At 42.4% G+C, this 25,549-nt stretch carries 32 protein-coding genes; 23 read left to right on the top strand and 9 right to left on the bottom strand.

The window, feature by feature from the left end:
• Nucleotides 1-11 precede the first annotated feature (11 nt).
• From ACOOE0_RS02945 to ACOOE0_RS02930, 4 genes are all read left to right on the top strand, one after another.
• Complete coding sequence (locus ACOOE0_RS02945; protein ID WP_420400986.1) at nucleotides 12-1,013, top strand: glycoside hydrolase family 113; 1,002 nt, start codon at nucleotides 12-14, stop codon at nucleotides 1,011-1,013.
• Between the two features lie 19 nt (nucleotides 1,014-1,032).
• A complete protein-coding gene (locus ACOOE0_RS02940; protein ID WP_420400985.1) occupies nucleotides 1,033-1,776 on the top strand; it encodes a hypothetical protein in 744 nt (247 codons plus the stop codon).
• Nucleotides 1,777-1,860: 84 nt separating this feature from the next.
• Nucleotides 1,861-3,120: a POTRA domain-containing protein gene (locus tag ACOOE0_RS02935; protein WP_420400984.1), complete on the top strand. Its 1,260-nt coding sequence runs from the start codon at nucleotides 1,861-1,863 to the stop codon at nucleotides 3,118-3,120.
• A gap of 86 nt (nucleotides 3,121-3,206) precedes the next feature.
• The gene (locus tag ACOOE0_RS02930; RefSeq protein ID WP_420400983.1) at nucleotides 3,207-4,139 is read left to right on the top strand and encodes a hypothetical protein; all 933 of its coding nucleotides are present in this window, start codon (nucleotides 3,207-3,209) and stop codon (nucleotides 4,137-4,139) included.
• Nucleotides 4,140-4,156: 17 nt separating this feature from the next.
• Here the strand turns inward: ACOOE0_RS02930 and ACOOE0_RS02925 are convergent, their stop codons facing one another.
• The 5 genes from ACOOE0_RS02925 to ACOOE0_RS02905 all read right to left on the bottom strand — a co-directional run bounded on the left by ACOOE0_RS02925 (nucleotide 4,157) and on the right by ACOOE0_RS02905 (nucleotide 8,063).
• Nucleotides 4,157-4,858 (bottom strand): TIGR04283 family arsenosugar biosynthesis glycosyltransferase, encoded by a 702-nt coding sequence (locus tag ACOOE0_RS02925; protein WP_420400982.1) that lies wholly within the window; start codon nucleotides 4,856-4,858, stop codon nucleotides 4,157-4,159.
• Entirely contained in the window at nucleotides 4,845-5,522 is a 678-nt protein-coding gene (locus ACOOE0_RS02920) for a DUF547 domain-containing protein (RefSeq protein ID WP_420400981.1), read from the bottom strand. Before ACOOE0_RS02920 ends, ACOOE0_RS02925 begins: the two co-directional genes overlap by 14 nt.
• 146 nt (nucleotides 5,523-5,668) lie before the next feature.
• Entirely contained in the window at nucleotides 5,669-6,634 is a 966-nt protein-coding gene (gene arsM / locus ACOOE0_RS02915; RefSeq protein ID WP_420400980.1) for an arsenosugar biosynthesis arsenite methyltransferase ArsM, read from the bottom strand.
• Complete coding sequence (locus ACOOE0_RS02910; RefSeq protein ID WP_420400979.1) at nucleotides 6,631-7,446, bottom strand: purine-nucleoside phosphorylase; 816 nt, start codon at nucleotides 7,444-7,446, stop codon at nucleotides 6,631-6,633. Before ACOOE0_RS02910 ends, arsM begins: the two co-directional genes overlap by 4 nt.
• The gene (locus ACOOE0_RS02905) at nucleotides 7,443-8,063 is read right to left on the bottom strand and encodes a TIGR04282 family arsenosugar biosynthesis glycosyltransferase (protein WP_420400978.1); all 621 of its coding nucleotides are present in this window, start codon (nucleotides 8,061-8,063) and stop codon (nucleotides 7,443-7,445) included. Before ACOOE0_RS02905 ends, ACOOE0_RS02910 begins: the two co-directional genes overlap by 4 nt.
• 143 nt (nucleotides 8,064-8,206) lie before the next feature.
• On the opposite strand from ACOOE0_RS02905, the gene ACOOE0_RS02900 reads away from it, so the two are divergent.
• The 4 genes from ACOOE0_RS02900 to ACOOE0_RS02885 all read left to right on the top strand — a co-directional run bounded on the left by ACOOE0_RS02900 (nucleotide 8,207) and on the right by ACOOE0_RS02885 (nucleotide 13,608).
• The gene (locus tag ACOOE0_RS02900; protein ID WP_420400977.1) at nucleotides 8,207-9,766 is read left to right on the top strand and encodes a glycoside hydrolase family 32 protein; all 1,560 of its coding nucleotides are present in this window, start codon (nucleotides 8,207-8,209) and stop codon (nucleotides 9,764-9,766) included.
• Nucleotides 9,767-9,844: 78 nt separating this feature from the next.
• Nucleotides 9,845-11,662, top strand: coding sequence for a pyruvate kinase (locus tag ACOOE0_RS02895; protein WP_420400976.1), 1,818 nt, complete (start codon nucleotides 9,845-9,847; stop codon nucleotides 11,660-11,662).
• 93 nt (nucleotides 11,663-11,755) lie between these two features.
• Nucleotides 11,756-12,748: a type I glyceraldehyde-3-phosphate dehydrogenase gene (gene gap / locus ACOOE0_RS02890; RefSeq protein ID WP_420400975.1), complete on the top strand. Its 993-nt coding sequence runs from the start codon at nucleotides 11,756-11,758 to the stop codon at nucleotides 12,746-12,748.
• 413 nt (nucleotides 12,749-13,161) lie between these two features.
• Nucleotides 13,162-13,608 carry a hypothetical protein gene (locus ACOOE0_RS02885; protein ID WP_420400974.1) on the top strand — a complete coding sequence of 149 codons (447 nt, stop codon included), beginning with the start codon at nucleotides 13,162-13,164 and terminating at the stop codon, nucleotides 13,606-13,608.
• Between the two features lie 27 nt (nucleotides 13,609-13,635).
• On the opposite strand, the gene ACOOE0_RS02880 is transcribed toward ACOOE0_RS02885, so the two are convergent.
• Nucleotides 13,636-13,863, bottom strand: coding sequence for a hypothetical protein (locus tag ACOOE0_RS02880; protein ID WP_138837758.1), 228 nt, complete (start codon nucleotides 13,861-13,863; stop codon nucleotides 13,636-13,638).
• Between the two features lie 171 nt (nucleotides 13,864-14,034).
• The gene (locus ACOOE0_RS02875; protein WP_420400973.1) at nucleotides 14,035-14,472 is read right to left on the bottom strand and encodes a hypothetical protein; all 438 of its coding nucleotides are present in this window, start codon (nucleotides 14,470-14,472) and stop codon (nucleotides 14,035-14,037) included.
• Nucleotides 14,473-14,595: 123 nt separating this feature from the next.
• Between ACOOE0_RS02875 and ACOOE0_RS02870 the strand changes: the two genes are divergently transcribed.
• The 4 genes from ACOOE0_RS02870 (at nucleotide 14,596) to ACOOE0_RS02855 (ending at nucleotide 16,256) form a co-directional block, all read left to right on the top strand.
• Nucleotides 14,596-14,829, top strand: a complete 234-nt coding sequence (locus tag ACOOE0_RS02870) for a helix-turn-helix domain-containing protein (protein ID WP_420400972.1) — start codon at nucleotides 14,596-14,598, stop codon at nucleotides 14,827-14,829.
• Entirely contained in the window at nucleotides 14,819-15,052 is a 234-nt protein-coding gene (locus ACOOE0_RS02865) for a helix-turn-helix domain-containing protein (RefSeq protein ID WP_420400971.1), read from the top strand. The genes ACOOE0_RS02870 and ACOOE0_RS02865 overlap by 11 nt, the downstream gene beginning before the upstream one ends.
• Nucleotides 15,053-15,126: 74 nt before the next feature.
• Nucleotides 15,127-15,546, top strand: coding sequence for a hypothetical protein (locus ACOOE0_RS02860; RefSeq protein WP_420400970.1), 420 nt, complete (start codon nucleotides 15,127-15,129; stop codon nucleotides 15,544-15,546).
• 188 nt (nucleotides 15,547-15,734) lie between these two features.
• Nucleotides 15,735-16,256, top strand: a complete 522-nt coding sequence (locus ACOOE0_RS02855; RefSeq protein WP_420400969.1) for a hypothetical protein — start codon at nucleotides 15,735-15,737, stop codon at nucleotides 16,254-16,256.
• 183 nt (nucleotides 16,257-16,439) lie between these two features.
• Here ACOOE0_RS02855 and ACOOE0_RS02850 read toward each other — a convergent pair whose 3' ends face one another.
• Nucleotides 16,440-16,673, bottom strand: a complete 234-nt coding sequence (locus tag ACOOE0_RS02850; RefSeq protein ID WP_420400968.1) for a hypothetical protein — start codon at nucleotides 16,671-16,673, stop codon at nucleotides 16,440-16,442.
• A 115-nt stretch (nucleotides 16,674-16,788) separates the two neighbouring features.
• Here ACOOE0_RS02850 and ACOOE0_RS02845 point away from each other — a divergent pair, with 115 nt between their 5' ends.
• The 4 genes from ACOOE0_RS02845 (at nucleotide 16,789) to ACOOE0_RS02830 (ending at nucleotide 19,263) form a co-directional block, all read left to right on the top strand.
• A complete protein-coding gene (locus tag ACOOE0_RS02845; RefSeq protein ID WP_420400967.1) occupies nucleotides 16,789-17,544 on the top strand; it encodes an SOS response-associated peptidase in 756 nt (251 codons plus the stop codon).
• Nucleotides 17,545-17,648: 104 nt separating this feature from the next.
• Nucleotides 17,649-18,599, top strand: a complete 951-nt coding sequence (locus ACOOE0_RS02840) for a sugar phosphate isomerase/epimerase family protein (protein ID WP_420400966.1) — start codon at nucleotides 17,649-17,651, stop codon at nucleotides 18,597-18,599.
• 123 nt (nucleotides 18,600-18,722) lie between these two features.
• Nucleotides 18,723-18,977 carry a type II toxin-antitoxin system ParD family antitoxin gene (locus ACOOE0_RS02835; RefSeq protein ID WP_420400965.1) on the top strand — a complete coding sequence of 85 codons (255 nt, stop codon included), beginning with the start codon at nucleotides 18,723-18,725 and terminating at the stop codon, nucleotides 18,975-18,977.
• Nucleotides 18,958-19,263, top strand: coding sequence for a type II toxin-antitoxin system RelE/ParE family toxin (locus ACOOE0_RS02830; protein WP_420400964.1), 306 nt, complete (start codon nucleotides 18,958-18,960; stop codon nucleotides 19,261-19,263). Before ACOOE0_RS02835 ends, ACOOE0_RS02830 begins: the two co-directional genes overlap by 20 nt.
• Here the strand turns inward: ACOOE0_RS02830 and ACOOE0_RS02825 are convergent.
• A complete protein-coding gene (locus ACOOE0_RS02825; protein ID WP_420400963.1) occupies nucleotides 19,260-19,817 on the bottom strand; it encodes a hypothetical protein in 558 nt (185 codons plus the stop codon). The genes ACOOE0_RS02830 and ACOOE0_RS02825 overlap by 4 nt on opposite strands.
• Nucleotides 19,818-19,928: 111 nt before the next feature.
• Between ACOOE0_RS02825 and ACOOE0_RS02820 the strand changes: the two genes are divergently transcribed.
• From ACOOE0_RS02820 to ACOOE0_RS02790, 7 genes are all read left to right on the top strand, one after another.
• A complete protein-coding gene (locus tag ACOOE0_RS02820) occupies nucleotides 19,929-20,897 on the top strand; it encodes a polysaccharide deacetylase family protein (protein ID WP_420400962.1) in 969 nt (322 codons plus the stop codon).
• On the top strand, nucleotides 20,897-21,988 hold the full coding sequence (locus ACOOE0_RS02815) for a hypothetical protein (protein ID WP_420400961.1): 1,092 nt from the start codon (nucleotides 20,897-20,899) through the stop codon (nucleotides 21,986-21,988). Before ACOOE0_RS02820 ends, ACOOE0_RS02815 begins: the two co-directional genes overlap by 1 nt.
• A 34-nt stretch (nucleotides 21,989-22,022) precedes the next feature.
• Complete coding sequence (locus tag ACOOE0_RS02810) at nucleotides 22,023-22,370, top strand: hypothetical protein (protein WP_420400960.1); 348 nt, start codon at nucleotides 22,023-22,025, stop codon at nucleotides 22,368-22,370.
• An 80-nt stretch (nucleotides 22,371-22,450) separates the two neighbouring features.
• On the top strand, nucleotides 22,451-23,731 hold the full coding sequence (locus tag ACOOE0_RS02805; protein ID WP_420400959.1) for an RNA polymerase sigma factor: 1,281 nt from the start codon (nucleotides 22,451-22,453) through the stop codon (nucleotides 23,729-23,731).
• 88 nt (nucleotides 23,732-23,819) lie between these two features.
• The gene (locus ACOOE0_RS02800) at nucleotides 23,820-24,176 is read left to right on the top strand and encodes a YciI family protein (RefSeq protein WP_420400958.1); all 357 of its coding nucleotides are present in this window, start codon (nucleotides 23,820-23,822) and stop codon (nucleotides 24,174-24,176) included.
• A 12-nt stretch (nucleotides 24,177-24,188) separates the two neighbouring features.
• Nucleotides 24,189-24,398 (top strand): hypothetical protein, encoded by a 210-nt coding sequence (locus tag ACOOE0_RS02795; RefSeq protein WP_420400957.1) that lies wholly within the window; start codon nucleotides 24,189-24,191, stop codon nucleotides 24,396-24,398.
• Between the two features lie 253 nt (nucleotides 24,399-24,651).
• Nucleotides 24,652-25,512: a hypothetical protein gene (locus ACOOE0_RS02790; RefSeq protein ID WP_420400956.1), complete on the top strand. Its 861-nt coding sequence runs from the start codon at nucleotides 24,652-24,654 to the stop codon at nucleotides 25,510-25,512.
• The last annotated feature ends 37 nt before the right edge of the window (nucleotides 25,513-25,549 follow it).

The raw sequence follows: 25,549 nt of genomic DNA, 5'->3' as shown, positions 1-25,549 counted from the left end.
AACTTTTGGCTATGAAAAGATTAGGACTCCTTTTTCTTTGTTTGATCCAATTGTCCTGTGTTGGACAAAAGAAGGAAAAAATCAACGGGGTGAGTTTTGTGGGATCTCGTGAAAAGGTTGCCCAAACCCATGTTGAGCCGGTAGTTAAGGTTAATGCCAATTATGCAGCCGTGATGCCTTTTGGGTTTGCCCGTAGTCTGAATTCCCCCCAAATAATTTTTGACACAGAACGGCAGTGGTACGGAGAGACTAGACGAGGAGCCAAACAATATATAGACCTATTAAGGAAGAATGGCATCAAGATCATGTTGAAGCCCCAAATTTGGATTTGGCGGGGAGAGTTCACAGGAGATATGGCCATGCAGTCCGAAGAGGATTGGCAAATCCTTGAAGAAACCTATTCCGATTTTGCACTAACCTATGCCCAACTGGCCGAAGAAACCAAGGCCGAGGTCTACTGTATTGGTACAGAACTGGAAGAGTTTGTAAAACAAAGGCCGCTCTTCTGGACGGATTTGATAGCAAAAATTAAAAAAATCTACAGCGGAAAGTTAACATACGCCGCCAACTGGGACGAATATCCCCGGGTACCGTTTTGGGAACAAATGGATTTTATTGGGGTGGATGCCTATTTTCCACTTTCGGAAGATCAAAAACCCAGTTTGGAGGGGTTAAAGGCTGGATGGCAACCCTGGAAGACCAAATTGGCCGATTTGGCTGAATCCATGGACAGACCTATCCTCTTTACCGAATTTGGTTATAGAAGTATGGATTATGCTGCCAAGAAACCTTGGTTGGTGGATCGAAACCAAATGAACGTCAATTTACAAGCCCAAGCTGATGCCACTCAGGCAATTTTTCAGGAATTTTGGGAGGAAGACTGGTTCGCTGGCGGATTTGTTTGGAAATGGTTCATTCACCATAAGGATTCAGGGGGAAGCGAGGATAATCGGTTCACTCCCCAAAACAAACCTGCGGAAAATGTAATCCGTAGTTTTTATGGCGACTATTAGGTAAAGAATACCCCAATAGATGATCAAAAGAAGTCTTGTTTCCAGTCTTTTAGCAGTTTTATTGATGTTGGTTTCCTGTAGTTCCGATAATGAAGAATTACCGCTAGATGGAACCTTGGCTAGCGATTTAGTCGATAAAGAGACGGTTTTGGGAAATGTAATCGCTTGTGCAGCGAGCAATGAGGATCCCTCCGTGGTCAGCGTCTTTTTATACCCAAGAGAGGGTGCTTCCAATATCAATTTTTATGAAACGGAACATTTAAATGTAGATGAAAATAATTTTTTGCTCTACACCAAAGGTGCTGCTGACCTAATAGATGTTTTCAACGGTTATTTGTTGAAGTTTGAAATCGAGCCGAATAAGGAAAAGTGGGTAATCGTCACTTTTGAAGAAGATGGAAAAGTCCATCTTTCAAACCCAATCCGATTAAAACAACTTGCCAAACCCACGGAATATTTACCTCAAAATGTGACGGTTGATAATAGTGGGGTTATGCCCATTTTTTCATGGGAAGATGGCGCTTTTGACGATACGGTAATCTACTTTCAAGTAGTTTCCGATGAGAACAATACCTTGTTATCGGGCACCTATACGATGGATCAAATGTTCCAATACTATGAATTGGACAATGTGGTGCTAAATATTACCGTGACAGAGCCGCCTTCCCTTGTGTTGGGAAGCAATTACAACTTCTCTTTGTTGGCGGTTAGTGAAGATAACTGGGTAAACCTTTTTGCTGAGGTAAATTTTACGCTGGAATAAGATGCCAATTCCCAATACTTTTGATTCTGTGATACTCTTTAGGACGTATTGGCCTATATTTAAGTTCAAAATTTGACGGCTGCTATGGGAAAACTAATGTCCATACTGCTTTTGTTGGTAGCGGTATCTGGATATGCTCAAAACAATGTCGTGGATGTTAAGATTCAAGGCAATGAGCGGACCAAAACCAATTTCATAAAGAAAATTGTACGGCTAAAACCTGGAATGGAACTGGATTCCACCCTTCTGGAAGAGGATGTTTACCGACTAAAGCGACTCCCTTCGGTTTCCCATGCCTATTTTCAAGTTTTTCCTGCCTTGGAGGAAGGGACATACAATGTGTTTTACGGTATTGAGGAGAACTTCACCTTGATTCCGTTTGCGAATGTTTATACCTCCAACAATGATGAATTTGCCTTTCGCTTGGGGTTGCAGGAATTTAATCTGTTGGGGAACAATATCACTTTAGGCGGATTTTATCAACGTGATATCTTTAATTCCTATGGCGCCCACCTACGGGCCCCGTATCTCTTTTCCAGTAAATTGGGATTGGCTATTAGCTATCAAGATTTACGAACACAGGAACCTGTGTTTTTGGATTCAGGTACGGCCGACTATAGATACAACAATAAATCTTTTGAGGTACTGGGTCTTTTTGAGGTTAATTTTAGGAATAGGTTTGAATTTGGAATCAACTTCTTCACCGAGAACTACGATTACCTTTTTGGGGAAACCGATCCCAATGTACCACAAGATTTGGAAGTTGATAAATACTTGTTGAAGTTGATCTACAATTATGATGGTATAGACTATTATTATCAATATTTATCTGGATTCAAGAGCTCTCTGAACTTGCAGTATGTACACAGTACCAGTGGAATGCTTCCCGAATTTGTTATAGGATTTAATGATTTCACCTACTTCGTACGTGTCGGTCAACGCGGGAATTGGGCCAACAGATTAAGATTGGGATTGTCCAGCAATATTGATACTCCATTTGCTCCTTTCGCAGTGGACAATAATCTAAACATTCGCGGAGTGGGCAATATCATTGATCGGGGTACCGGCGCCATTGTCCTCAATACGGAATACAGGCATACCTTGATAGACAAGGATTGGTTTGTGCTGCAGAGCAACGTCTTTATTGACGGGGGAACATGGCGTAATCCTGGGGGCGATTTTAGCGACTTTAGTGATGATCAAAACATAAGGATTTACCCTGGAATAGGGGTGAGGTTTATCCATAAGCGTATTTTCAATGCCATTTTTAGGATAGATTATGGACATGGCATCACCAATATGGGAGCCAAGGGTATCGTTTTTGGTATTGGACAATACTTTTGATTTTTCACAAAGAATTTCCTACAATTTCTTTTCAAATTCGGGCCTTTTTGCAATCTTTGTGTTGCACCCCTGCAACATTTGAATTAATGAGATTACTACTTGCACTATTGTTGTGGGTGGGCATGAATTCCGCACTTCTTGCTCAAGACAACTTTTATACGGTCGTGGCCGAAAAAGGCGATGGCATATTCTCCATGCTTCGAAAGCAAGGTTTGGATCCGGTTAAGCACTACGAAACTTTTATCGACCTGAACAAGGACAACATCAAAGATGGAAGCTTGTTACAGATAGGGAAAGAATATAGAATTCCAATAACTGACGATTCCTACAAGAGCAAAGGAGTAAGGGTTTTGGCCGCTAAGAAGGCAGAAGAACCCATTTTTGATAAGGAGTTGGGTAAGATGTCCCACCAAAATAAGACCCTAAAGGATGCAGTGTACTACGTGATTGCCGAGGATAGCAGCTCTACCCAAAATCAATTTGTACAGGATATTGCCAAAAACTTGGCTGCGGAACTTTTGGAGCAAGGTGCCACGGTATTTGTCATGGGCAATGGGGATGAAAAGGAAATGGCTACCTCCACTCAATTAACCAAAATAGATAGGTTGGGCAACTATGTTGAGGCAATCAACAAGCGGTACTTGCAGAACCATGGAAAATATCAAAGATTATTGATCATACGGGCCAACGGCATTTTACAGGCGGGGAATCTGGATGTATCCGTCTTGCATCATGGCAACAGTGAACAAGGACAGCGTTTAGCAGAGAATCTTCAGCATGTTTTTAAGGCAAATAGCACAGTTAAAAAGGCCAACACCGATAGTAAGATATTTGATGATAAGAGCACGCTTTTTTTAGCTAGGAATACCTTACCTGCCATTAGCTTGATTACGGTAAACAAGCGTTCCCAAGATAGAGCAGTGGATGCCATACCCGTGCGATCGGACAAAAGGAAATTTGCCAACTGGATTACGGATGGCATTTTAAAGGATTATGCGGATTTACAGATAGAGCAATAGCCCCTTTTACTTTTTACTTAAGCAAGAATGTGCTTTTTGTAATACTGATATAGCTCATCAGGATGGGCACCCAAATAATTTTTCAGGTGAATCATTCCAAAGTGAAATTGCACTTTTACCCACCCTTTTTCCCGATACTTTCTAGCAGAGGTGATGACCGCGTCCGGTAGGATTTTAAACGCTGTTTTTTTGTACAAGCGTGTAATGAATTCCGTGTCTTCGTAAATGTAATAAGCCTCGTTGAACCCCTTGGTTTTTTGGAACAGTTCCTTTTTGACAAATAGGGATTGATCTCCGCCCCTACAAAGTCTATGGTTAATACGGGACATATAGGCAAAGAACCGAAGAAATGGATTTCTGGTATCAAATTTCATCCTAAAACAGCCAGAGTCATAACCTTCCGCCACTGCATTCAAGATTTTTTGATCAAAATCTTTTGGGGTAAACGTATCGGCATGCAAAAAATAGAGAATGTCACCTTGGGCTTTTTGGGCTCCCAAGTTCATTTGCTTGGCCCTTCCTCTGTCCGAGCGCACTACTTTTGCCCCGTGGGCTTCGGAAACCGTTGCGGTTTTATCTTGACTTCCGCCATCAACGCAAATAATCTCCTGGATAAGCCCGGAGTTTCCGGTTTTGGCCAAATGATCTAAGATGTTTCCAATGAAACTTTCCTCATTTAGGACAGGAATGATGATACTTATGGTCTTATTTGGCTTCATTCAAACTCCAATCGTAGTCAAGAAATTCAATTTGGGCGTTTTTTGGAGCAGGGTTTTCCAGAAACGTATTGATATACTCCAACAAACTTTCGTTTTCCGTAAAATCGCCTTTATACCACTTAAATATTTTGGAAAGCTGCGCCCGATTTCCCTCAAATCGATTTCTCTTGGGATCATTCACAAAATCAACCGCCGTTTTGGAAAGTAGACGTTCCATGCTTTGGGCCGTAAAGGGAACGTTGAGCAATTTAGGACAGGAATAGGAGGCACAGTTTATGGCAAAATGTATTCTGGGTTCCCCAATTTTTCGCAACACTTGGTGCTCAATATAGCTAAGGGATACTTCTTTGCCCTCCAACGCGATCCATTTCTTTTTCCACCTACTGGGTATATCCCGAATACTCTTAATTGGATAATGATCCACAATCAGTTTTACCGTAGCTGCATTGTACAAATTGATGTAAAATGCCAGTTTCTGATTTTTATTCCATTCAGAATTGGGTGCATTTTGGGATAGTTCCTCTAGGTACGTATCCAATTGGGATACCTCCTTTTGAAATCCTTGGTAGTCCACATTACCTAAATCATCAACATGTTTTTTAAGCAGCTTCCCCCAAGCCTCATGACTTGGGTAGTCTGAAAGACGTGCAGTATGTTTTGCCATTTGGGCCTCAGGATGGGAATTGGGGGCATACGTTTGTATTGCACCAAAAAACCACGCCAAAAGTAGAACCAATGGCCATTGAGGGCTTAAACCCATAAGTAGCAATTTTTTAATTTATAAAGCTGGGGATCGACCCCAATCTGTTTTTAACAGCAACCTCCGCCGTTATAGTGCCAAGTACTTTCGCTGACAAATATTTCATCTGATGCTTCCTGAAGGGCGGCAGCCGTTTTATCACAAACCGCCAACGGCTGATTTTGAAGCAGGACATGTCCTTTATTGTCATCAAAATACTCTTGGTCACCAAAATAAATAGCCGTTTTACCAGTGAACATACATGGCCCGTCCTCTGGCATCGGATCTTTGATGGCGGCAATCTCTATGGACTCAATATAAACCAATTCATCCGTTGGATAATGGTTGGGCGAAAGCACACGGTATGCCCTGCGACCCCTGATTTCTATAGTTCCAAAACCTGCATCCGTAAGCACCTTTACGTAATCCTTGATAGGAATACTACCGCTAAGACAAAGAGCTCTTAATCTATCATCGTTTCGTAGCTCATCGTTCATAGGCTGCTCACAAGTGGGGTCGCTCATCACCAAACGTCCATGAGGCTTTAACACGCGATACATTTCGGATACCGCTTTTTTCAAATCCTCCATTTTAAAGATGTTGAACAGGCAATTTTGGGCCGCAACATCAATGCTCTCATCCGCTACGGGCAGGTTCAGGGCATCCCCCTTCACCAAATCCACATATTCACTTTTGAACCAGTCATTTTCTTCTTCGGCAATTTTGAAATTGTTTCGGGACGCCTCCAACATCTCATCCACGGAATCTACGCCAATAACGCCTCCTTTTTGTCTAGAAAAGTAAGAGAACTGTAGTAGTTCCATGCCACCTCCAACTCCAACATAAAGAACTTTGGGGTCGTTGACCAAATCTTGCGCAGAAACGGTACTTCCACATCCATAGTTCATTTCCTGCATGATCTTTGGGATGGATAGCCCTGGGAACTGCCAAATGGGATTGGTGGTACAACAAAGCCCTACATCTGGGGTCAGGGCCGCCTCCTTATATAAATCGTGGGTCGCTTCTAAATAGCTCATATTTCTTTAATTAGTTCTTTGAACAATTGAATCATTTTTGGTTCGGTATTGCCGGCAATCTCAATAATCTCCTGAATATTAACAGGTTGAAGATTGTCTGGGTCACACTCATCCGTTAAAACAGATACCGCTACAATGGGTAGTCGTAAATGGTTGGCAACAATTACTTCGGGAACCGTACTCATTCCCACGGCATCTGCGCCCAATATTTTAAGCATTCGATACTCCGCCTTGGTTTCCAGTTGTGGTCCTACCACTGAGGCATAAACACCTTTTTGTAGGGTAATCCCATTTTTTGCAGCTATGGCCTCCAATGTTTTTCGCATTTCCACATCGTAAGGTTCAGCCATGTCCACAAACCGATCGCCAAACTCGGCCACATTTTTAAATGCCAAAGGAGAGCCACCTTGCAGATTGATATGATCCTCGATCAACATCATATCTCCCTTTTTAAAGTTGAGGTTGATTGCCCCCGCGGCATTGGAGACAAACAGTTTTTGAATACCTAAAAGGCGCATCACCCTAATGGGATAAGTAATGTCCAAAAAATCATAGCCTTCGTACAAATGAAACCTTCCCTGCATCACCACCACTTTTTTGCCCGCTATGGTGCCATAAATAAGCTTTCCCGAATGGAATTCAACAGTGGCCAGCGGAAAGTAGGGGATATGGTTGTAATGGGCTTCAACGGGATTTTCTATTTCACCTACCAGTTGCCCAAGCCCAGTACCTAGAACAATGCCTATTTCTGGGGATTCAAATCCCTTTTTTTTCAAGTATTCTACAGATTCTTCAAGCTGTTTTTTGGTCATTCTTTCATATGTTTTAAAAAAGGCTGGAATGCCTTGATATCTTTAATGTCTTCGTAATGATCTACGTCATTTTTAACAGATAGCATGCTGACTTTTTCCTGTTCCAAATGCTTTAAGGTGTCTTCAAGCACGGTTTCTGTTCCCCATTGTTTGTCTTGAAACAATTCCTTCTTTAATACTGTCATTCCCAGCAAATAGTACCCCCCATCCTCGGCGGGGCCAACTACATAATCGTGCTGGTTCAATTGGGAAAATGCCGATTCCAAATCCGCTTGGGACAAATCGTACATATCACTTCCAATAATAATGATTTTTTCATAACCGGATTCAAATCCTTTCTGGAATGCGTTTAGCATTCGCTGGCCTAAATCGGTACCATTTTGCAACTTTTTTTGGTAGGTGCCATTGGTCCAGATATCCTCTTCCCAAATGTCATTGGAGTACAACACCCATTTGGTCACATCCAATTCAGAAGTGATATTGACCGTATGGGACAGGAGGAATTTATAGATGTCCAGAGCAGCTTGGTCTCCTACCTTAGCTGCCAATCGGGTTTTGCATTTGCCCAATTCAGGATTCCTGGTAAAGATTAAAAGTAAATGCTTCGGTTTATCCAATGAAAATGATTTAGGGATTTTGGCGAATCAGGATTTAAGAATATATGTTCGATGCTGCCTGCGAAAATTACAATCAAAGATACATTTTACCATGGTGATGGAAGAATATCCTTATCTTAATATACCGTTTAATCCTTTGTCGCATGCAAAAACTGATCATTCCAATACTACTGTGTTGTTTCTTGGTTTCCTGCAAACAAGAAAAGCAACAAAATAAGGTGGTTCCACAGGAAAATAAGAAGTATTACACAGAAGCCTATCGACCTCAATTTCATTTTTCTCCCGAAGAGAAATGGATGAACGATCCCAACGGGCTGGTCTATAATGATGGCATTTACCACCTATTTTATCAATACTACCCAGAAGATATTGTTTGGGGGCCCATGCATTGGGGGCATGCGGTAAGCAAGGATATGGTACATTGGGAACATAAACCCATCGCACTCTACCCGGACGAGCACGGCCTCATTTTTTCGGGAAGTGCGGTGGTGGACAAAAACAATACTTCCGGCTTTGCCAAAAATGGGGAATCTCCTTTGGTGGCTGCGTATACCTATCATTTAATGGAAGGGGAGAAAGCGGGAAGAAATGACTTTCAAACCCAAGGGATAGCCTATAGTTTGGACAATGGGGAAAGCTGGGCAAAGTATGAGGGAAATCCCGTAATTGGCAACGGCGGCATCAAGGATTTTAGGGATCCCAAAGTGTTTTGGCACGAGGCCTCCCAACAGTGGATTATGGCCTTGGTGGCAGGTGACCATGCGAAATTTTATCAGTCCGAGGACTTAAAGGAATGGGAACATATCAGTGATTTTGGCAAAAACCACGGAGCCCATGGCGGGGTGTGGGAATGTCCGGATTTGTTCCAACTCAAGGTAGAGGGAACTGATGAGGAGAAATGGGTGTTGATCATCAGTATAAATCCTGGAGCACCTAACGGGGGCAGTGGCACGCAATATTTTATCGGGGAGTTTGATGGGATGAAATTCACAACCGATCAAACAGAAGCCAAGTGGTTGGACTACGGCACGGATAACTACGCCGGGGTTACATATAATAACACCCCTAATGGCGAACGCATTTTTATTGGATGGATGAGCAATTGGGATTATGCCCGTGACACCCCTACGGAAAAATGGAGAAGTGCCATGACAGTGCCTAGGAATATATCGCTTCAAAAGATTGGGGATGACTATTTCTTGGCCAATTATCCCCTAGCATCGGTTGACGACTTGATGTCCACGATTTTGGTGGAGAACTTGGAGATTGCTTCGGGTGAGACCAAAAGTTTGCAAATTCCAGGGGTGCACCAATCCAAAATTCAGTTCAAGACGGCCTCCAAGGATTTTAAGGTGACCCTAAAAAATGCTGAAGGGGAAAGCTTGGATTTAGCTATGGATTCCAAAAGTAAGTCGCTTTTGCTGGACCGCATGAACTCAGGCAAAGTGGACTTTCAGGCTGAATTTGGCAACAAAAAACACCATGCGCCTCTAACTCCATTGAAAAATGAACTGTATGAGGTTTCCATTTTACTGGATTGGTCATCCATTGAGGTTTTTGTGGATGGGGGATTGGTTACCTTGACAGACCAAATATTCCCAAACCAACCTTTCAATGAACTGATTTTGGAAAATCGGGATAGCACAGAAGCAATTCAAAATGTTTCGGTACGCAAGATGGAATCAGTTTGGCAGTCCGAATGACAAAAGTTTTTAAGCCTGATATATATCAGCAGCAGTTTAGTTTTTAAGTTGAAATTTTGCTAAGTCAAACCTCCCATAATGAACATCGACCCAGAAAAACTACCTTCCATTGCCAAACGGTTGGAAGATATCATTGAAAATTGTACCGCCAATGAAAGGGACAATGAAGCGCTGTTAAAAGAGGTTTGTGAAACCTACCAGGAAAGTGCCAAAAACCTGTTGCATTATAGTACTTTTAGAACCTATGATCTTAGGTCAATCCAAAAAAAACTGAAACGGCTTGGGCTCTCCCGTTTCGCCAATGCCGAAGGCAATATTTTGGGGAGCCTTACCAATGCACATAACCTATTAAGGTTGATGGGGCAACCTTCCAAGGAATATCCATCGCCTGTCTTGGGAATTGGACAGGGCAAAAAGAGACTAAGAAAACATACCAATGCCCTATTTCCAACTCCCAAAAAAAGTAGAAGGGTACGGATCATGGTCACACAGCCAACCGAATCTGCCCATGACTATAATAAGGTCTTGGAAATGGTAAAAAATGGGATGAACTGTGCACGTATCAACTGTGCCCATGACAATCCCGACACCTGGAAAGCCATTGCCGATAATGTGAGGAAGGCAGCTGCCGAATGTGGAACCGATGTAAAGATTGCCATGGATTTGGCAGGCCCTAAAATTAGGACAGGGTCTCTGGGATTGGGGCCGAAGGTGTTGAAATTTAAACCCAAAAGGTCGGTGCTTGGGATAGTGGAAACCCCAGCCCAAATTAGATGGCTCCCCGAGGACAAAAAGGGTATTGACCCCACTGCAGTTCCAGTTGCTTCGGACTGGCTAGCCTTGCTACAGGTTGGGGATAAATTCATCCTGAAGGATACCCGTGGAAAAAAACGGAAACTGGTGGTACATAAACTGGAAGAAGGAGAAGTGCTCTTGCATTGTAAAAGAACGGTTTATCTGGAAACAGGAACTCGATTGCAACCACACAGGGAATCCATTCCAGAGGGTGTTATTGGAGAGCTTCCAGCAACGGAGAAATACATTGAACTGTACACAGGCAACCTCTTGGCGGTAACGGCAAACGAGGAGCAAGGAAAACTTCCCCAGTTTGATGAGGAAGGAAAGCAGATACATGCGGGAAGCATCCCCTGTCTACCATCAAAAGTGGTTTCTAAAGCCAAAAAAGGGGAACCTATCCTCTTTGATGATGGGAAGATAGAAGGCGTCATCACCGAAGTTCACAAAGACCATTTCATGGTCAGGATTGTAAAGGCCAAGGAAAATGGCGCGCGACTCAAGGCAGAAAAAGGAATCAATTTTCCAACATTGGATATGGGCCTTTCTGGCCTAACGGACAAAGACAGGGAAGATTTAAAGTTTGTGGCCAAGTATGCCGATATCGTCAATTTTTCTTTTGTGAACACAGCTGAGGATGTGGATGAACTTCTAGACCAACTGGAACAGCTCGGGGCAAGAGACAAGGTAAGCGTCATTTTAAAGATCGAGACCCGATTTGCATATAGAAACCTGGTGAAAATACTGTTGGCCGCCATGAAGACCCAATATGTTGGGGTGATGATTGCCCGTGGCGACCTGGCTTTGGAGGTGGGTTGGAAAAATATGGGCAAGGTGCAGGAGGAAATCCTTTCCTTTTGTAGTGCCGCCCACATTCCAGTGGTTTGGGCCACCCAAGTATTGGAAGGCTTGGCCAAAAGTGGGCTGCCTTCGCGTTCCGAGATTACGGACATAACCTCCTCCTTGCGTGCGGAGTGTGTAATGCTCAACAAGGGACCATATATCAATGAAGCTATTGTGCTCTTAGATGAAATGCTTCGGGGAATGGAAAAACTGCATAGCAAAAAGGAGGGCATGTGGCCCAAAATTGACTGGCTCTAACGCCAATTTTCTAGTGCGTTATACACTGTAATTTTTGGGGTGATTTTCGGACTAAGGGCATGTAAACAAGTAATAACAAATACAACACTAAAAATGAGAATAGGAATCAACGGGATGGGCCGTATTGGACGGGCCGCCCTTAAGGTGATCAACGAGACTCCCGGCCTGGAGGTCGTGGCCGTAAACGACATTGTTTCCATAGAAAATACCGCATACCTTTTAAAGTATGATACGGTCTATGGAAAATATGAAAAAGAGGTAACCCACGAAGCGGATGCTTTGGTGGTGGACGGACAAAAAATCCACTACTCCTCCATCCGCACCCCGGAGGAATTGCCCTGGGGAGAACACAATGTGGACTTGGTGATCGAGAGTACTGGGGTCTTCACCAAAGGTGAGGATGCAGAACGCCACCTGAAAGCAGGAGCCAAGACCGTGATCATTTCCGCACCTACCAAAAGTGCGGATACTCCAACGGTAGTACATGGTGTAAATTCAGAGGATGGGAATGTAAGCGTATTTTCCTGTGCCAGCTGTACCACCAACAACATTAGTCCAGTGGTTGAGGTCTTGGGCCGACGTATTGGAATTAAAAAGGCCATTATGACCACTGTTCACGCCTATACTGCTTCGCAAGGTACGGTAGACGCTCCATCGGCCAAGAACTTTAGAATGGGAAGGGCAGGGGCACAAAACCTGATTCCGACAACAACAGGAGCGGCCATTGCCACCACCAAGGCACTGCCAGCCTATGCGGGCAAGTTTGATGGAGTGGCCATTAGGGTTCCCGTGCCTGTAGGTTCTATATCAGATATGACCTTTGTTACGGAACGGCCTGTGACAGCAGAAGAGGTGAACCAAATACTTGTGGAGGAAGCCCAAACGGATCGTTATGCCGATGTGCTGGATACCACCGACGAGCCTATTGTTTCTTCGGACATTATCAAAAGCCCGTATGCCTCGACCGTGGATCTGTCAATGACCCGAGTAGTGGATGGGGATTTGTTAAAAGTGATGACCTGGTACGACAATGAATGGGGATTCACCAATCAGATGATTCGTCAGATCTTGGAGATCAAGGGATAGTTGAAAAGAAATGGAAAAGGAAAGGGCCGCGTAAGCGGCCCTCGTTGTTTTATGGTTAGTTGATATAATGGTATAAACTGGTGATCAGCGAACCCACCGAGCAGGCCAGTACGAAATACCAAAATATGTACCCCATTTTTTCTTCTACAGTGTTCATTGTAACGTTTTTGTGTTCTGGTGGTTGCATTTTATCTTCTCTCCGAAATTACTGAGAAAGCCCAATCATAATGTTACATTTTTATTGGTTGCCCCAAAAAGCACATAATTGGTAGCAAATTTTTTGTGGATGGTAAATCGACTTCCCTGCAGTTTGTAGGAATGAAAAATGACCCTCTGGTTTTTTGTAGGAAAGCCGGGTTTTCTGCTTGATAACTAGGGGGTTGCTATGTAATTTTGTGGCAAGACCAAAACCTATGGACTATCACCAAATTGACCAAGCCATTTCCAAACGCATGCGTAAATGGGGTATTCCCGCGGTTCGCATTTCTTTTGCCATTATCTTTTTCTGGTTTGGAATTTTAAAGCCCTTTGGGCTTTCTGCCGCAACGGGACTTTTGAAGGCGACGGTGGCCTGGTTGCCCTTTGGCTCGCCAGAGATGTGGTTGGTGGTCATAGGCTGGTGGGAAGTCGTAATCGGGATTACCTTTTTGTTCCGAAAGACCACCAAGATTGCCATTGCATTATTGCTGCTTCAAATGGTGGGCACTTTTATGCCTTTGGTGTTTCTGCCGGAAATCACCTTTCAAGATGGAAACTACCTATTGCCTACCCTGGAAGGGCAGTATATCATTAAAAACGTGATGATCATATCCGCGGCCTTGATAGTGGGCGGGACACTCTTTAAAAAACAGGGGAATTGATTCCCTTTTCCAAGAAATGGAACGGGATTAAACCAGCGGAGTGCCTTTTAGGCGCTTTTCGATCTTACGCTTCTTTTCGGTAAGCTCCTTCATAACGTCCATAAGGTTTTGGTCTTTGGTCTCCTTATAGATTTCGTTAATGGAAAGTATAAGGGCTTTTGCCTCTCTAGAAGCCGCAACCCTATCACTGGTGGACATATGACTCAAAGTTCTGCCAATAAACTCCTTTGCCTTTGCTAATAAATCTTCGGTCATTTTTATTTAAAATTAATCTAGATTGGCTAAATATAAGGGATACTTTGATATTTTCTGCCTATAGGGGTATTCGTTTTTTATATCAAGCCAAAATATTTACCCCAAGAGCCTGCAAATAAAGGAAAAAAACTCCTTATATATCCCCAATATTTTCTTAAACTCTGCACGCTGCTACACCAAATGGCCCGAGGGAAATTTTTCTACATGATATACATGGGTAAAGGTCTGCGAAACATAGACCCTGAGCTTGGGATTCTTGGCATTGATGCGGTAGCACAAGGTGAGCTGGTCGGCATCCATGTGCAAGTGGCCTTGATCTAAGGGGCTGGGTAGGTGCGACATGGCGCCCAGATAAAACTCCTGCTCAGTAGGCAAGACAAAATCAAAGGAAAAGTTGAAGACGGGATTGTCCGCCACCAGCATTTGAACCAGGCCATTAGGGCTCTTTTTACAAAGCATGATCCGACTGTGTTGTTTGAGTACGGGCAGAAAGGGAAGTTGGTTTTGGCTGTTAAGCACCAGATGATTGGCAAAGGTTATTTCCATACAGTTATAAGGACTGTGGTGGACAAAGTTTTGGATAATTTGCAGAATGGGTGTGGTTGGCATAGGCGTAGGTTATGGGATTGGATGTTTGGATTGTTGGATTTTTAGATGGGGTTAATGTAAAAATACATAAAATGACGTAAACGTCATTAATTTCAATGTGCTAATTATTGACATTGCTGTCGTATGAGCGAACAAGGCGATCATAATGTTGATTTTCTAGGCCAATTGGCCAACAGGATAAAATCACTAAGGGATAATCGAAACCTTACCCAAGAGGACGCTTATAATGACACTGGAATTCATTTTGGGAGGATAGAAACAGGTCGCTGGGATCCCAAATTCAGCACAATTCGAAGGATTTCGGAATACTTTGAATTGACTATAACCGAATTTTTTGCAGAGGGTTTTGAGGAATAAATTAAGCAGCGAAGAAAAGTTGTTTGTAAGAGACTTTGGATTGCACCTGAGAGCTTTGCGGGAAGAGCGAAATTTATCGCAGACCAAATTGGAGGCTATCGCTGGACTTTCAAAAAATCAAGTGTGGCGGATTGAGAATAGCGAAGTAAACACCACTATTTCCAATTTGGTATTACTTGCCAAAGCCCTGGATGTTAAGATTGAGGAGCTTTTTGAGTTTTAGCGGTGATGTTTTGAGCTTTTTATTAATGAATAGGCCATTTGAATTGAAGGATTTTTATTCGAACGTTGTAATTCATGCAAAAAAGACCATTTAACCAAGTGAAGATTCTTTACGAAACTGATAGATTAAAACTTGAAATTGAATTTGAAACCATCTTTCTGAAAGACAAATTAACAGGTGAGATTTTAATGGAAGACGATTTCTATGGCGACCCAAGTTGTGGACTAATTGATAAGAACAACGAATGGGCGATTGTAGCTGGAGAGCATTTGACGATATGGACACCAAAAAAATGGAAAAGAATAGATGACGAGAACCTAAAATGGATACACTCTATTCGCACAAAGAATTTGAAAATGGTTGAAGTTTTAACTGATCCTTGGAGCGGAAACTCCGCAATTTGGGAAATCAACGTTCAGACTTTCGCATTTAAGAAGATTAGAGACTACAACGACAATAGGGGCCAAGAATATTCAGATAATATGACCTGGTAAAATGAAAAATAATAAAGCCCCCGCTCCCGAGCCCTCTACTCCCGCAAGATCACCCAGTCAAGCTGGGTGGAAGTACATGTTGTGGTATTCCAAGCTTAATTTGTTTAATTTGGTTGGGTGAGACTACAAGTTGAAAACTGGAGGTAACGGTGCTAAACTAAAGAAAATTATTATCCAATTCTCCAAGGATGAAACAAACGATTCACTCTAACTACTCCGTTCCTTATATGAGAATATTTGTTTACACTTTATTATTGATTGCAACACTTCTTAGTTGTGTCGCAAAGCATAAACCAGTTGATAAAATCACATACAATTTTCAGTTTTATAATTACGAAAATCACCAAGTTGATAACAAAGGTGTCACCGATATTGAGAATATAATTAGAGAATTTAGGAATTTTCCATGGGAAGATCAGGTCGAAAAAATGAACCTTCCAGATGTCAAATCAAACCCAACAATTGGTATAAAGGATCATATAAACGACTACGACTTTGGTATAACCGCATATCCTGATAACCAAGGATTTGGTTACATGATTTATTATTCGTTTAAAGTTAAAGGAGTATGGAATGATAGCTTTAGAGAGGGTTATACTGTTGAGAGTGTTGAGGAAGCACTAAAGTTGTTTTTTGAAAGAAGACATGATGAACTGCTAAAATTTTTATTAGAGAATTCTAAAAAGGAAGTTGGAATTCCAATATTTTAATGAATTTCTAAACCCGAGCCCTCTCGCTCCCGCAAGATCACCCAGTCAAGCAGGGTGTAAGTACATCTTGTGGCATTCTTGGTTTACTTTGTTTAATTTGGTGGGATGGAACCACCAGTTTTAAGTTGGCGGTAACATTGAGTTTGGGACACTCGAACTGACGTATATGGGCACCTCAGAACATTAGAGCTGTTGGGTTCTGATCCATCCAGCTTCGGGCAGTTCAAATTCATCTACTTTCATGATCACCCGCTCCCCCTGCTGGTATTTATATTTCAGCAAGGTGCAATTGGCATTTTGTTCCAAATAGAACATCCTTACCCGTTTGGGCAAGGGAAGTCTTTTTTGTTCGCACTCTCTGTTCAGGCGGTTTTGGCCTATTTCCAATAGGAGCCTTTTTATGGCGTACTTGTCCATATGTTTGAAGGTTGTATTTCTCATATTGGATAAAATCCATAAAATTGGAAATAATCCAAGCAAATATATTTAATTTTTAGCACAGGATATGTTAAATTGAAAGGAAAAATGGGGCATGTGTTACGGTACTCGAGTGGTTAGGAAAGCGCAAGAACTGGAGGTCTTTTACAACGTTACCAAATTACTGGGAGAAGAGCAGTTGGAGCTGGATCTGCAATACTTCCATGCCAATGGCTGGAGCCACCCCCTCATGTGGGTCATCCCACAGGAAAAACCCAACAGGATCACCCCTGCCATGTGGGGCATAATGCCCTCCAAGAACAAAGGGGCCGATTTTAAGGAGTACTTTAAAAACTACAAGACCTTTGGGGGCCTCAATGCCAAATCTGAAAAACTCTTTGATCATTTCATCTACCGATATTCTTGGGAGCAAAAACGGTGCATTATTCCCGTAGACGGTTTTTTTGAACCCCATACCACTCCGGTAAAAGTCAAGGGCAAACCCTTTAAGGTGCCGTTCTATTTTAAGCGCAAAAACGATGACCCCATTAGCCTGGCAGGCATCTACACCACCACTTCGGATGGATGGAACACCTTTACTGTCCTGACCAAGGACGCAACCCCAATGTTTGAACAGATCCACAACGAAAAAAAGAGGAGGCCTGTGATCATAGATGACGAAAACTTGGATTCTTGGCTTATGGACGATATGGATCTGGACGATGTGCAGCAGATGATCGAGGATGATCTTTGGGAAGGCGAGCTGGAAGCTTATCCGATTACCAAGGATCTGTACTCCAGAACCATCGACTCCAATAGGGATGAGATCATTGAGAGGGTGGACTATGAAGAGATTGAAATATCGTATTGACAGCTCAATATCCACACTATTTGGTGTTACGGCATTCTTAGTTTGCTTTGATTAACTTGGTAGGAGTATTTAGGTTGAGTTAATGCATTATAAAACAGAACATTATGAAAAGAAGGTTTTTTTTGGAAAAGTGTATGTGGAGCGCTGGGGTTTTGTCTGCTTCACCTTTTGTAACCTATGGTTACAATTTCCTGGATGATGGAAGCGCATCAAATACAAGTGATCTAAAATTATCATTGGCGCAGTGGTCTTTGCATCGGCAATTTCAAAATGGGAACCTCAATGCTATGGACTTTGCCAGTATTTCCAATGACACCTATGGGATAAACGCCGTGGAGTATGTAAACGGTTTTTACAAGGATTCGGGGGAAGATGAGCGCTTTTGGGCAAACATGAAAGAACGAGCGGACAAGGCAGGCGTGAGCAGTTTGCTGATCATGGTAGATGAAGAGGGTGACCTTGGCGCGGCGAAAGAAAAGGAAAGGATAAAAGCGGTAGAGAACCATTATAAATGGGTCAATGCGGCTAAAATTTTGGGATGCCATTCCATCAGGGTCAATGCCTTTGGTGCTAGCGATAGAGATGCCTTTAAATCATCTATGACAGATGGCCTTGGACGCTTGGCCGACTATGCCGCCAAGGAGAACATCAACATTGTAATAGAAAATCATGGCCTGTACAGCTCGGATGCCCAATTAATAACAGAAATTTTAAAACAGGTCGGCACGCCAAATGTGGGAACCCTACCGGACTTTGGAAATTGGTGTCTTACCGCCAAATGGGGAAGTACCAAAGGGGATTGTGATAAAGCCTACGACATCTATCAAGGTGTAACCGAATTCTTGCCGTTTGCCAAAGGGGTCAGTGCCAAGTCCTATAATTTTGATAATCAGGGAGAACATCCTTCCATAGATTACTACAAGATGCTCAAAATTGTAAAAGACTTTGGATGGGACGGGCACATTGGCATTGAATACGAAGGCGATGCTCCTGAACATGAGGGTATACTACTTACCAAGGCATTGATAGAAAAAGCTTGGAAAAGCTTGGATTAGGGAATGCCGCCACCCCATAATGACTATGTCATCTGGCTTTCTAAGATGGCTTTCTGTGATAGGTATAGTTGCAAATGCATCAATAATACGCTATATTGCACCAATAGTATTACATTAAACGATATGGCTACAGTTAGAAAATCCATCACCTTTACGCATCAACAAGATTTGTGGATCAAACAGCAGATTGAGAAAGGAGACTATACCAACGATAGTGAATACCTACGGGATCTGGTTCGCAGAGATCAAGCCAATCAGCAAAAGTTGGAGGAGTTACGGGCAGCAATTCAAACGGGTTTGGATAGTGGTGTGAGTGATAAAACGGTTGAGGAAATTTGGAAGGAAGCAGAGGAGCGTCATGCCAAAAAGAATTCCTGAATTTCGATTGACCAAAGCCGCGGAATTGGATATTGCTTCAATAGCAGAATACACCATTTATAAATTCGGGATGGGTCAGGCGCGTAAATATCGAGATGGACTCATTGAAACCTTTATATTGCTGGCATCCAATCCCAAATTAGGTTTGACCTTTTTTCTAGGGAATCAAGTTGGGTTAAAAAGATTTCGCTTTGAGTCGCATATGATTTTCTACAAGGAAACTGCAACGGGAATTTTAATTGTAAGAGTACTTGGAGGTGTGATGGATTTTAAAAGACATTTTTAGGGTTCAGCTACATATAGTTCTATGGCCTTAACATAATTGATGGCTCCGTCCATGGTCATGTCATGGATAAACCCATCCAGTTTAGGGTGATTTTTCTGGATCCAACTGACCAAGGAATCCCGCTCTTTTTGCCAAATTCCCCAATCGGCTCCTGCGCATTCCCCAGATTCAATTTTTGAGATTTTTCCGGAATCAAAAGAGATATTGAACTGACAGGTCAGGGGATTGTTCTTTAAAAACTTATAACGCACGGATTCCGAAGCAACGTTGACTATGACTTTATTGTCCACTTCATCCAATTGAACTATGTCATAGGAGGTTTTAAATATAGAATCCCATTTAAAAAATTCATAGAAACTTTCATGGGTATAAGGGGTTACATAATCCCCAGATGTTATAGTGAGGGTGTCATTGATCAATGCTTTAATTTTTTGGTAATTGCCTTCCTCAAAAGCCTGGTAATACTGGGTGACCATCTCTTTACGTATCGGTTTCTTCTGGTTGCAGCTTGCTGATAATAGCAAGAGGGATAGGATAACAAGGGTGTTTTTCATTAGGAAGTATTCGGAGGTTAAGATAAGGTTTTTATTGCTCGGCAGCTTCAAGATTTTAGGCTTGCAAATTGGCGTATCTTTATAACAAGCTAGGTATTAATCAATCCCATCATGAAATTGACCTCCATCGCCCTTTGTTTGGTAACTCTCCTCTCGTTCGGGTGTAAAAATCAATCATCTGGAAAAACTGCAATTGTTGAAGAAACTATTGAAAATGGCAACCAACCCATGGTTAGTTTCACTTTTGATGATGGAATTACCGCGGATTTGGCGGGGTATCCGTTTAAGGAATGGAACCAGATGCTGCTGTCCCATCTGGAAAAGGAGGGTCTCAGGGCCACTTTTTTTGTCACGGGACAGAACAAATTGGATGAAAAAGGCCAGTTCCTTCTCAAAAGCTGGGACGATAAGGAACATCAAATTGCCAATCACACCTTTTCCCATCCCAACTTTAATGCGGATGCCAATACGGCCCAAATGTTTACTGATCAATTGCTACGCACAGATTCTGTTATTTCAAAATTTGGGAACAGTTCCAAGTTGTTCCGATTTCCATATCTGAAGGAAGGTCAGAACCCCGATAAGGTGGACAGCATTAGAAATATCCTTGCCCAAAACGGCTATCGAAATGGGTATGTCACCATTGATGCGTCGGATTGGTATGTCAACAGCCGTTTGATCAAAAAAATCAAGAGCAATGGAGTTTCAAATACACAGCTTGACGCTTTTCGCGACTTTTATGTACAGCACATCCTAGAGCGGGCCGAGTATTACGAAAAGCTGTCCTTTGAAATGAATGGAAGGCATATTAAGCATACATTGTTGCTTCACCATAACCTGACATCGGCTCTCTTTCTTGGGGATTTGATTGAGGCCTTTAAGGCCAAAGGTTGGAAGGTTGTGAACTCGTACATGGCATTTGAAGACCCCGTTTATGGGCGAATACCAAGTCCAGATTTTGCTGGTGAAAGTTTGATCTGGTCTTTGGCCAAACAATCGGGCAAATACGAAGACCGATTGAGATATCCCGCAGAGGATAGTCGCTATGAAAAGGAAAAAATGGACCAATTGGATTTGTGATGGTAAAGTTGTCTTTTAAACTTATTGTGCTTGTTGCTACTGGACTGATCTTTGCGTTGTCATGCCCTCAAAAACCTACCAAAACTGTTGAGGTGAGAGGTGTTTATGGGAATCCCAAACCCCTTTGGGACAAAGGATATAAGTTAAATGAGCTTGGGGTCAATGCCATTTTTGTCCATAGTGGCGCCATTGATCAAGCCATGGTGGAAAGAGCCAAATCCGAAGGGGCAAAGGTATATGCGGAGTTTGCCACTTTAAATGGGAAAAATTATGTGGAAAGCCACCCCGACGCTTGGGCCATCAATGAAAAGGGTGAAAAAGTTGAGGCGGCTACCTGGTTTATGGGCGTGTGTCCTACCGAGCCCGGTTTTCGGGAATATCGCTTTAATCAGCTAAGGGATTTGCTATCCAATTTTGACCTTGATGGAATTTGGATGGACTATGTGCATTGGCACGCGCAATTTGAAGACCCCGAACCCATTTTGCCCGAAACCTGTTTTAATGACCACTGCCTCAATGAATTTTCATCATACACTGGCCTGCAAATACCTGAAGGAACAACCTCCGAAAAGGCACAATGGATTTTAACCCAACATGATAAGGAATGGCGCAATTGGAGGTGCAAAGTCATTCACGATTGGGCCGTGGAAATGAAGAAAATCGTTAAGGAAGCCAATCCCAATGCACTCTTGGGGCTTTACCACTGCCCCTGGGATGATGAAGAATATAATGGTGCCAGGCGCCGAAATCTGGGGTTGGATTATGATTTGTTAAGGGAAACTATTGATGTGTTTTCTCCCATGGTTTACCATGGAAGAATGCATCGAGACCCCAATTGGGTGGAAGAAAATATTAGCTGGTTCAGCAACCGATTGAACATTGAGAAGGGAGCTTATCCCAAAGTATGGCCTATTGTTCAAGCGCATGATGACCCAGGTATTATCTCCAAAGAGGAATTTGAAACCGTTCTTTTGGGTGGACTGGCAGGGGAGTCCACAGGAGTGATGATGTTTACTACAAATTCCGTTGCCAAAGATGAAGCCAAAACAGCAGTTATGAGGAAAGTTTATCGGAATCTTTCTGAAGAATGAAATGACGAAGTATTGAAAATATAATCAATCAACTGTGAAACAAGAAATCCTAATTTTACAAAGTTCTCCAAGGGTTGAGGTCGTGTTTACTGAACATGACTTGGAAGTTAGAAAATCTGGCTCAGTTTTAATCAAAAAGACGAGCTACACGGAAATAAAAAAGGTGGAGTTTATCAAAGGCAATGTCCCTTGGATTACTGGAATACTTACAATGGTGATAGACCTTATAACTGGGCATGGTGTTGGTCACTGGAAAAGAGGAAAGGGAACATTGGAATTGTCTACAAATGCCCACTCCTATTCCATCGGACTTGTTAACTACGACAGGGAACAAACCCGAATGGCGGTTGAACGGATAAACAATAAACTTAAAACAAATTGAAGCTACCCATCTTGTGGATTTTTATAATTTACCGGTAGGAACTAGCTTTAAACATTAACTGGATCTGCCCTAACCAAAACATGTCCACAGCCGAGAAAAACATATCCGACCAAATTGATCATCTGTTCAGACATGAGTACGGTAAACTTGTCTCTGTGTTGACCAAAACCTTTGGTACATCCCATATCCAACTTGCAGAGGACGTAGTGCAGGAAGCCATGTTGGAAGCCCTGAATCAATGGAACTACAACGGAGTCCCGGAAAATCCTGTGGGCTGGATTTACAAGGTGGCCAAATACAAAGCGGTAAATGTCCTGAACCGTGAAAAGTATAAGCGGAAATACGCCTCAGATATCTCCCAACGACTGCAATCCGAATGGACGTTAAAGCCGGCTTTGGAACATATTTTTACGGATAAAGAAGTTGCGGATGACCAGTTACGCATGATTTTTACCTGTTGCCACCCATCCATCTCATCGGACTCCCAAGTGGCCCTCACCCTTAAAACCCTGTGCGGATTCAGTATTCCTGAAATAGCCAAGGCGTTCTTGACCCATGAGGAGAACATCAACAAGAGATTGGTTAGGGCGCGAAAAACCATAAAGGAGGCGAACATCCCATTTGAAGTACCAACTGGAAAAGCACTTGAAAAGCGATTGTCCAGCGTTCTTGAGACCATTTATCTCTTGTTCAATGAGGGTTATAATGCCTCTTCGGGGAATAGCCCTATCCGATATGAGCTTTGTGAGGAAGCCGTCCGATTGGCAGAAATTATTGCCTCCAACCCGAATACAAGATCGTCCAACACTTATGCTTTATTGGCTTTGATGAGTTTGAATATGTCCAGGTTCAAATCAAGGGTGGATGAATTTGACAACGTTTTGGATTTGGAGCATCAGGACCGAAGCGATTGGGACAGGGCTCTTATAAAAAAGGGCTTGTATTTTTTGGAAATGGCCACCCAACAAAACGAAGTTTCCATTTACCATATTCTGGCCACCATTTCCGCCCAACATTGCACGGCGGTGGACTACAAATCCACAGACTGGGCAGGTATTTTGGAGTTGTACGATATGCTTGTCCAAATAGATAAATCACCTATTGTGCTACTCAACCGTGCTGTGGTGTTGTCCAAAACCAGTCACCCAAAGGAAGCATTGGAACAGCTCAACCAAATAGGTGATACCCAAACTTTCCATACGTACTTGCCATATTATACAACCAGGGCAGAGCTTCATTTTCAGAATAAGGAGCCGCAAAAAGCCATAGATATCTTAAATGAGGCCCTGAAATTACCGTTGGATGAAAACAGTAAGTCCCTGATAAACATTAAGTTGATAGAGTATTCCAGAAAAAGTTAGTTTTTTTCCGAATACGATGTCCTTTTTGCTTTTCTTCATTTGACTATGGGGTGTACAACCATTTTTTAATGTTTTAAAAAAATAGATCATGCAAGAATTTATGATTTTCATCAAAACCAAAGGAGACCATCTGGAGGGTTTGTCCCCAGAAGAGCAGCAGGCCCATGTTCAAAAGATTGGACAATATATTGGCGGGCTCATGGAGTCCAAAAAGTTGAAAGGCGCCCAGCCTTTGGATATGGATGGTGCCATTATCCATGGGAATAAAGGGACTTTTAAGGATGGTCCTTTTAATGAATCCAAGGAAGTTATAGTAGGGTACTTCCATATTTTGGCCGAAAACCTGGACGAAGCGGTTACCATAGCCAAAGCCAATCCCATGTTTCATGATGCCGAGGGAACCATAGAGGTGAGACCTATCAAACAAATGGAAGGTATAAACTAAAATTGGGATAGGATGCATTCAGATATACAACAAAACACACCAGAGTATAACGGACATTGTGCTTTTGCAGTCAGTACCGGAAAAACAGACGTGAAGGGAGGAAAACACAGCCTGACCATTGAGGGGAAGGAATACCTTTTCTCAAACCCTATAGCCAAATTTTTATTCAAACTGCTTCCCAATCGCATTGAAAAGGCGGACGCTAACTGGAAAAATAAGTAGGACAATAAATACTAACAAGGAGTAATCCGTAGGTTATTAGTCGATAAAGTAAGAGCGATTTGGAGAGTATCTAAATCGCTTTTCGCTTGATACGATATTTTGCGTTTTAATTGAATGGATAGTATAAGTCAAATTAATGTGGTAAGCACCGTTAGCTTGAGGGATTAAAAAGGACAATTCATTATTTGGTCGAAAATCTTGGGTTCCAAAGCTAAAAATTGGCTATTCTTGCCGCCACTAAAGGACTAGTCAGATGAAAACCTTCTTTTTGTATGTGTTCAGTGTTTTACTGTTGATGTTATTAGGTTCGTGCAGTACCGATGCTGTTAATGAAATTCAGGACCCTGATGGGCAGTCCGGAGAGGAAGAACCAGGTAATGGTGATGGGCCGGGAGATACTACGGAACAAGAAGGCTATTTACTTTATTATATGAATTATCCCTTAGGGATAAATCCTCCAGACCTGTTAAAAAAGGTGCAGATAGAGTATGATGCGGAAAACAGAATTGTAGGACGAGTTGGGGGAATTTATGACGCACAAGTGGATCCTGCGGTAGGGTTTAAATATTCCTTTTCTGAAAAAGTGGTGGATGAAATCTCGCATGTTGATAACACGATTATAGTGGAAAGAAAGAGCTTGGATTCGGAAATAATGGTGCCTGCTTTCAAAAGCACCTTTATCTTGGATGAAGAGGATAAGATCATTCAGAAAATAATCGAGGATTCAGAACTAAATACTAAGGACACATTGGATTTTGAATATGATCCATTGGGCAGAATCCAGCGGTTGGTATCCCGCGACATGTTGCTTCAAAAAGAAGTGGTTTTTTATTTCAACGCAGTTTCTAACTTGGATAGCATTGTTACCCGCGAATATGATGTGGAGGAGGATGAATCCACCATAACGAAAGAAGAATTTGGAGATTACGATTTCACTGAAAATCCGTTGGGACATCTAAATCTATTTGAAGAAACCTTCACCAGGTCCCTATCAAGAAACAATTATACCCATTATTTCATTTGTCAGTGGAAACCAAGTTCCGGAAGTTGTTGGGAAAGAAGATGGACCTTAAAGAATGACGATTCTGGAAGGGTGAGATTTGATCAATTCTGATGATTTATTGATATGTTGAAGTTCATTTAATCTTTTT

The sequence above is a fragment of the Flagellimonas sp. genome, assembly GCF_965215805.1.
Lineage (GTDB): Bacteria > Bacteroidota > Bacteroidia > Flavobacteriales > Flavobacteriaceae > Flagellimonas.
This window is presented reverse-complemented; position numbering and strand designations above follow the sequence as displayed.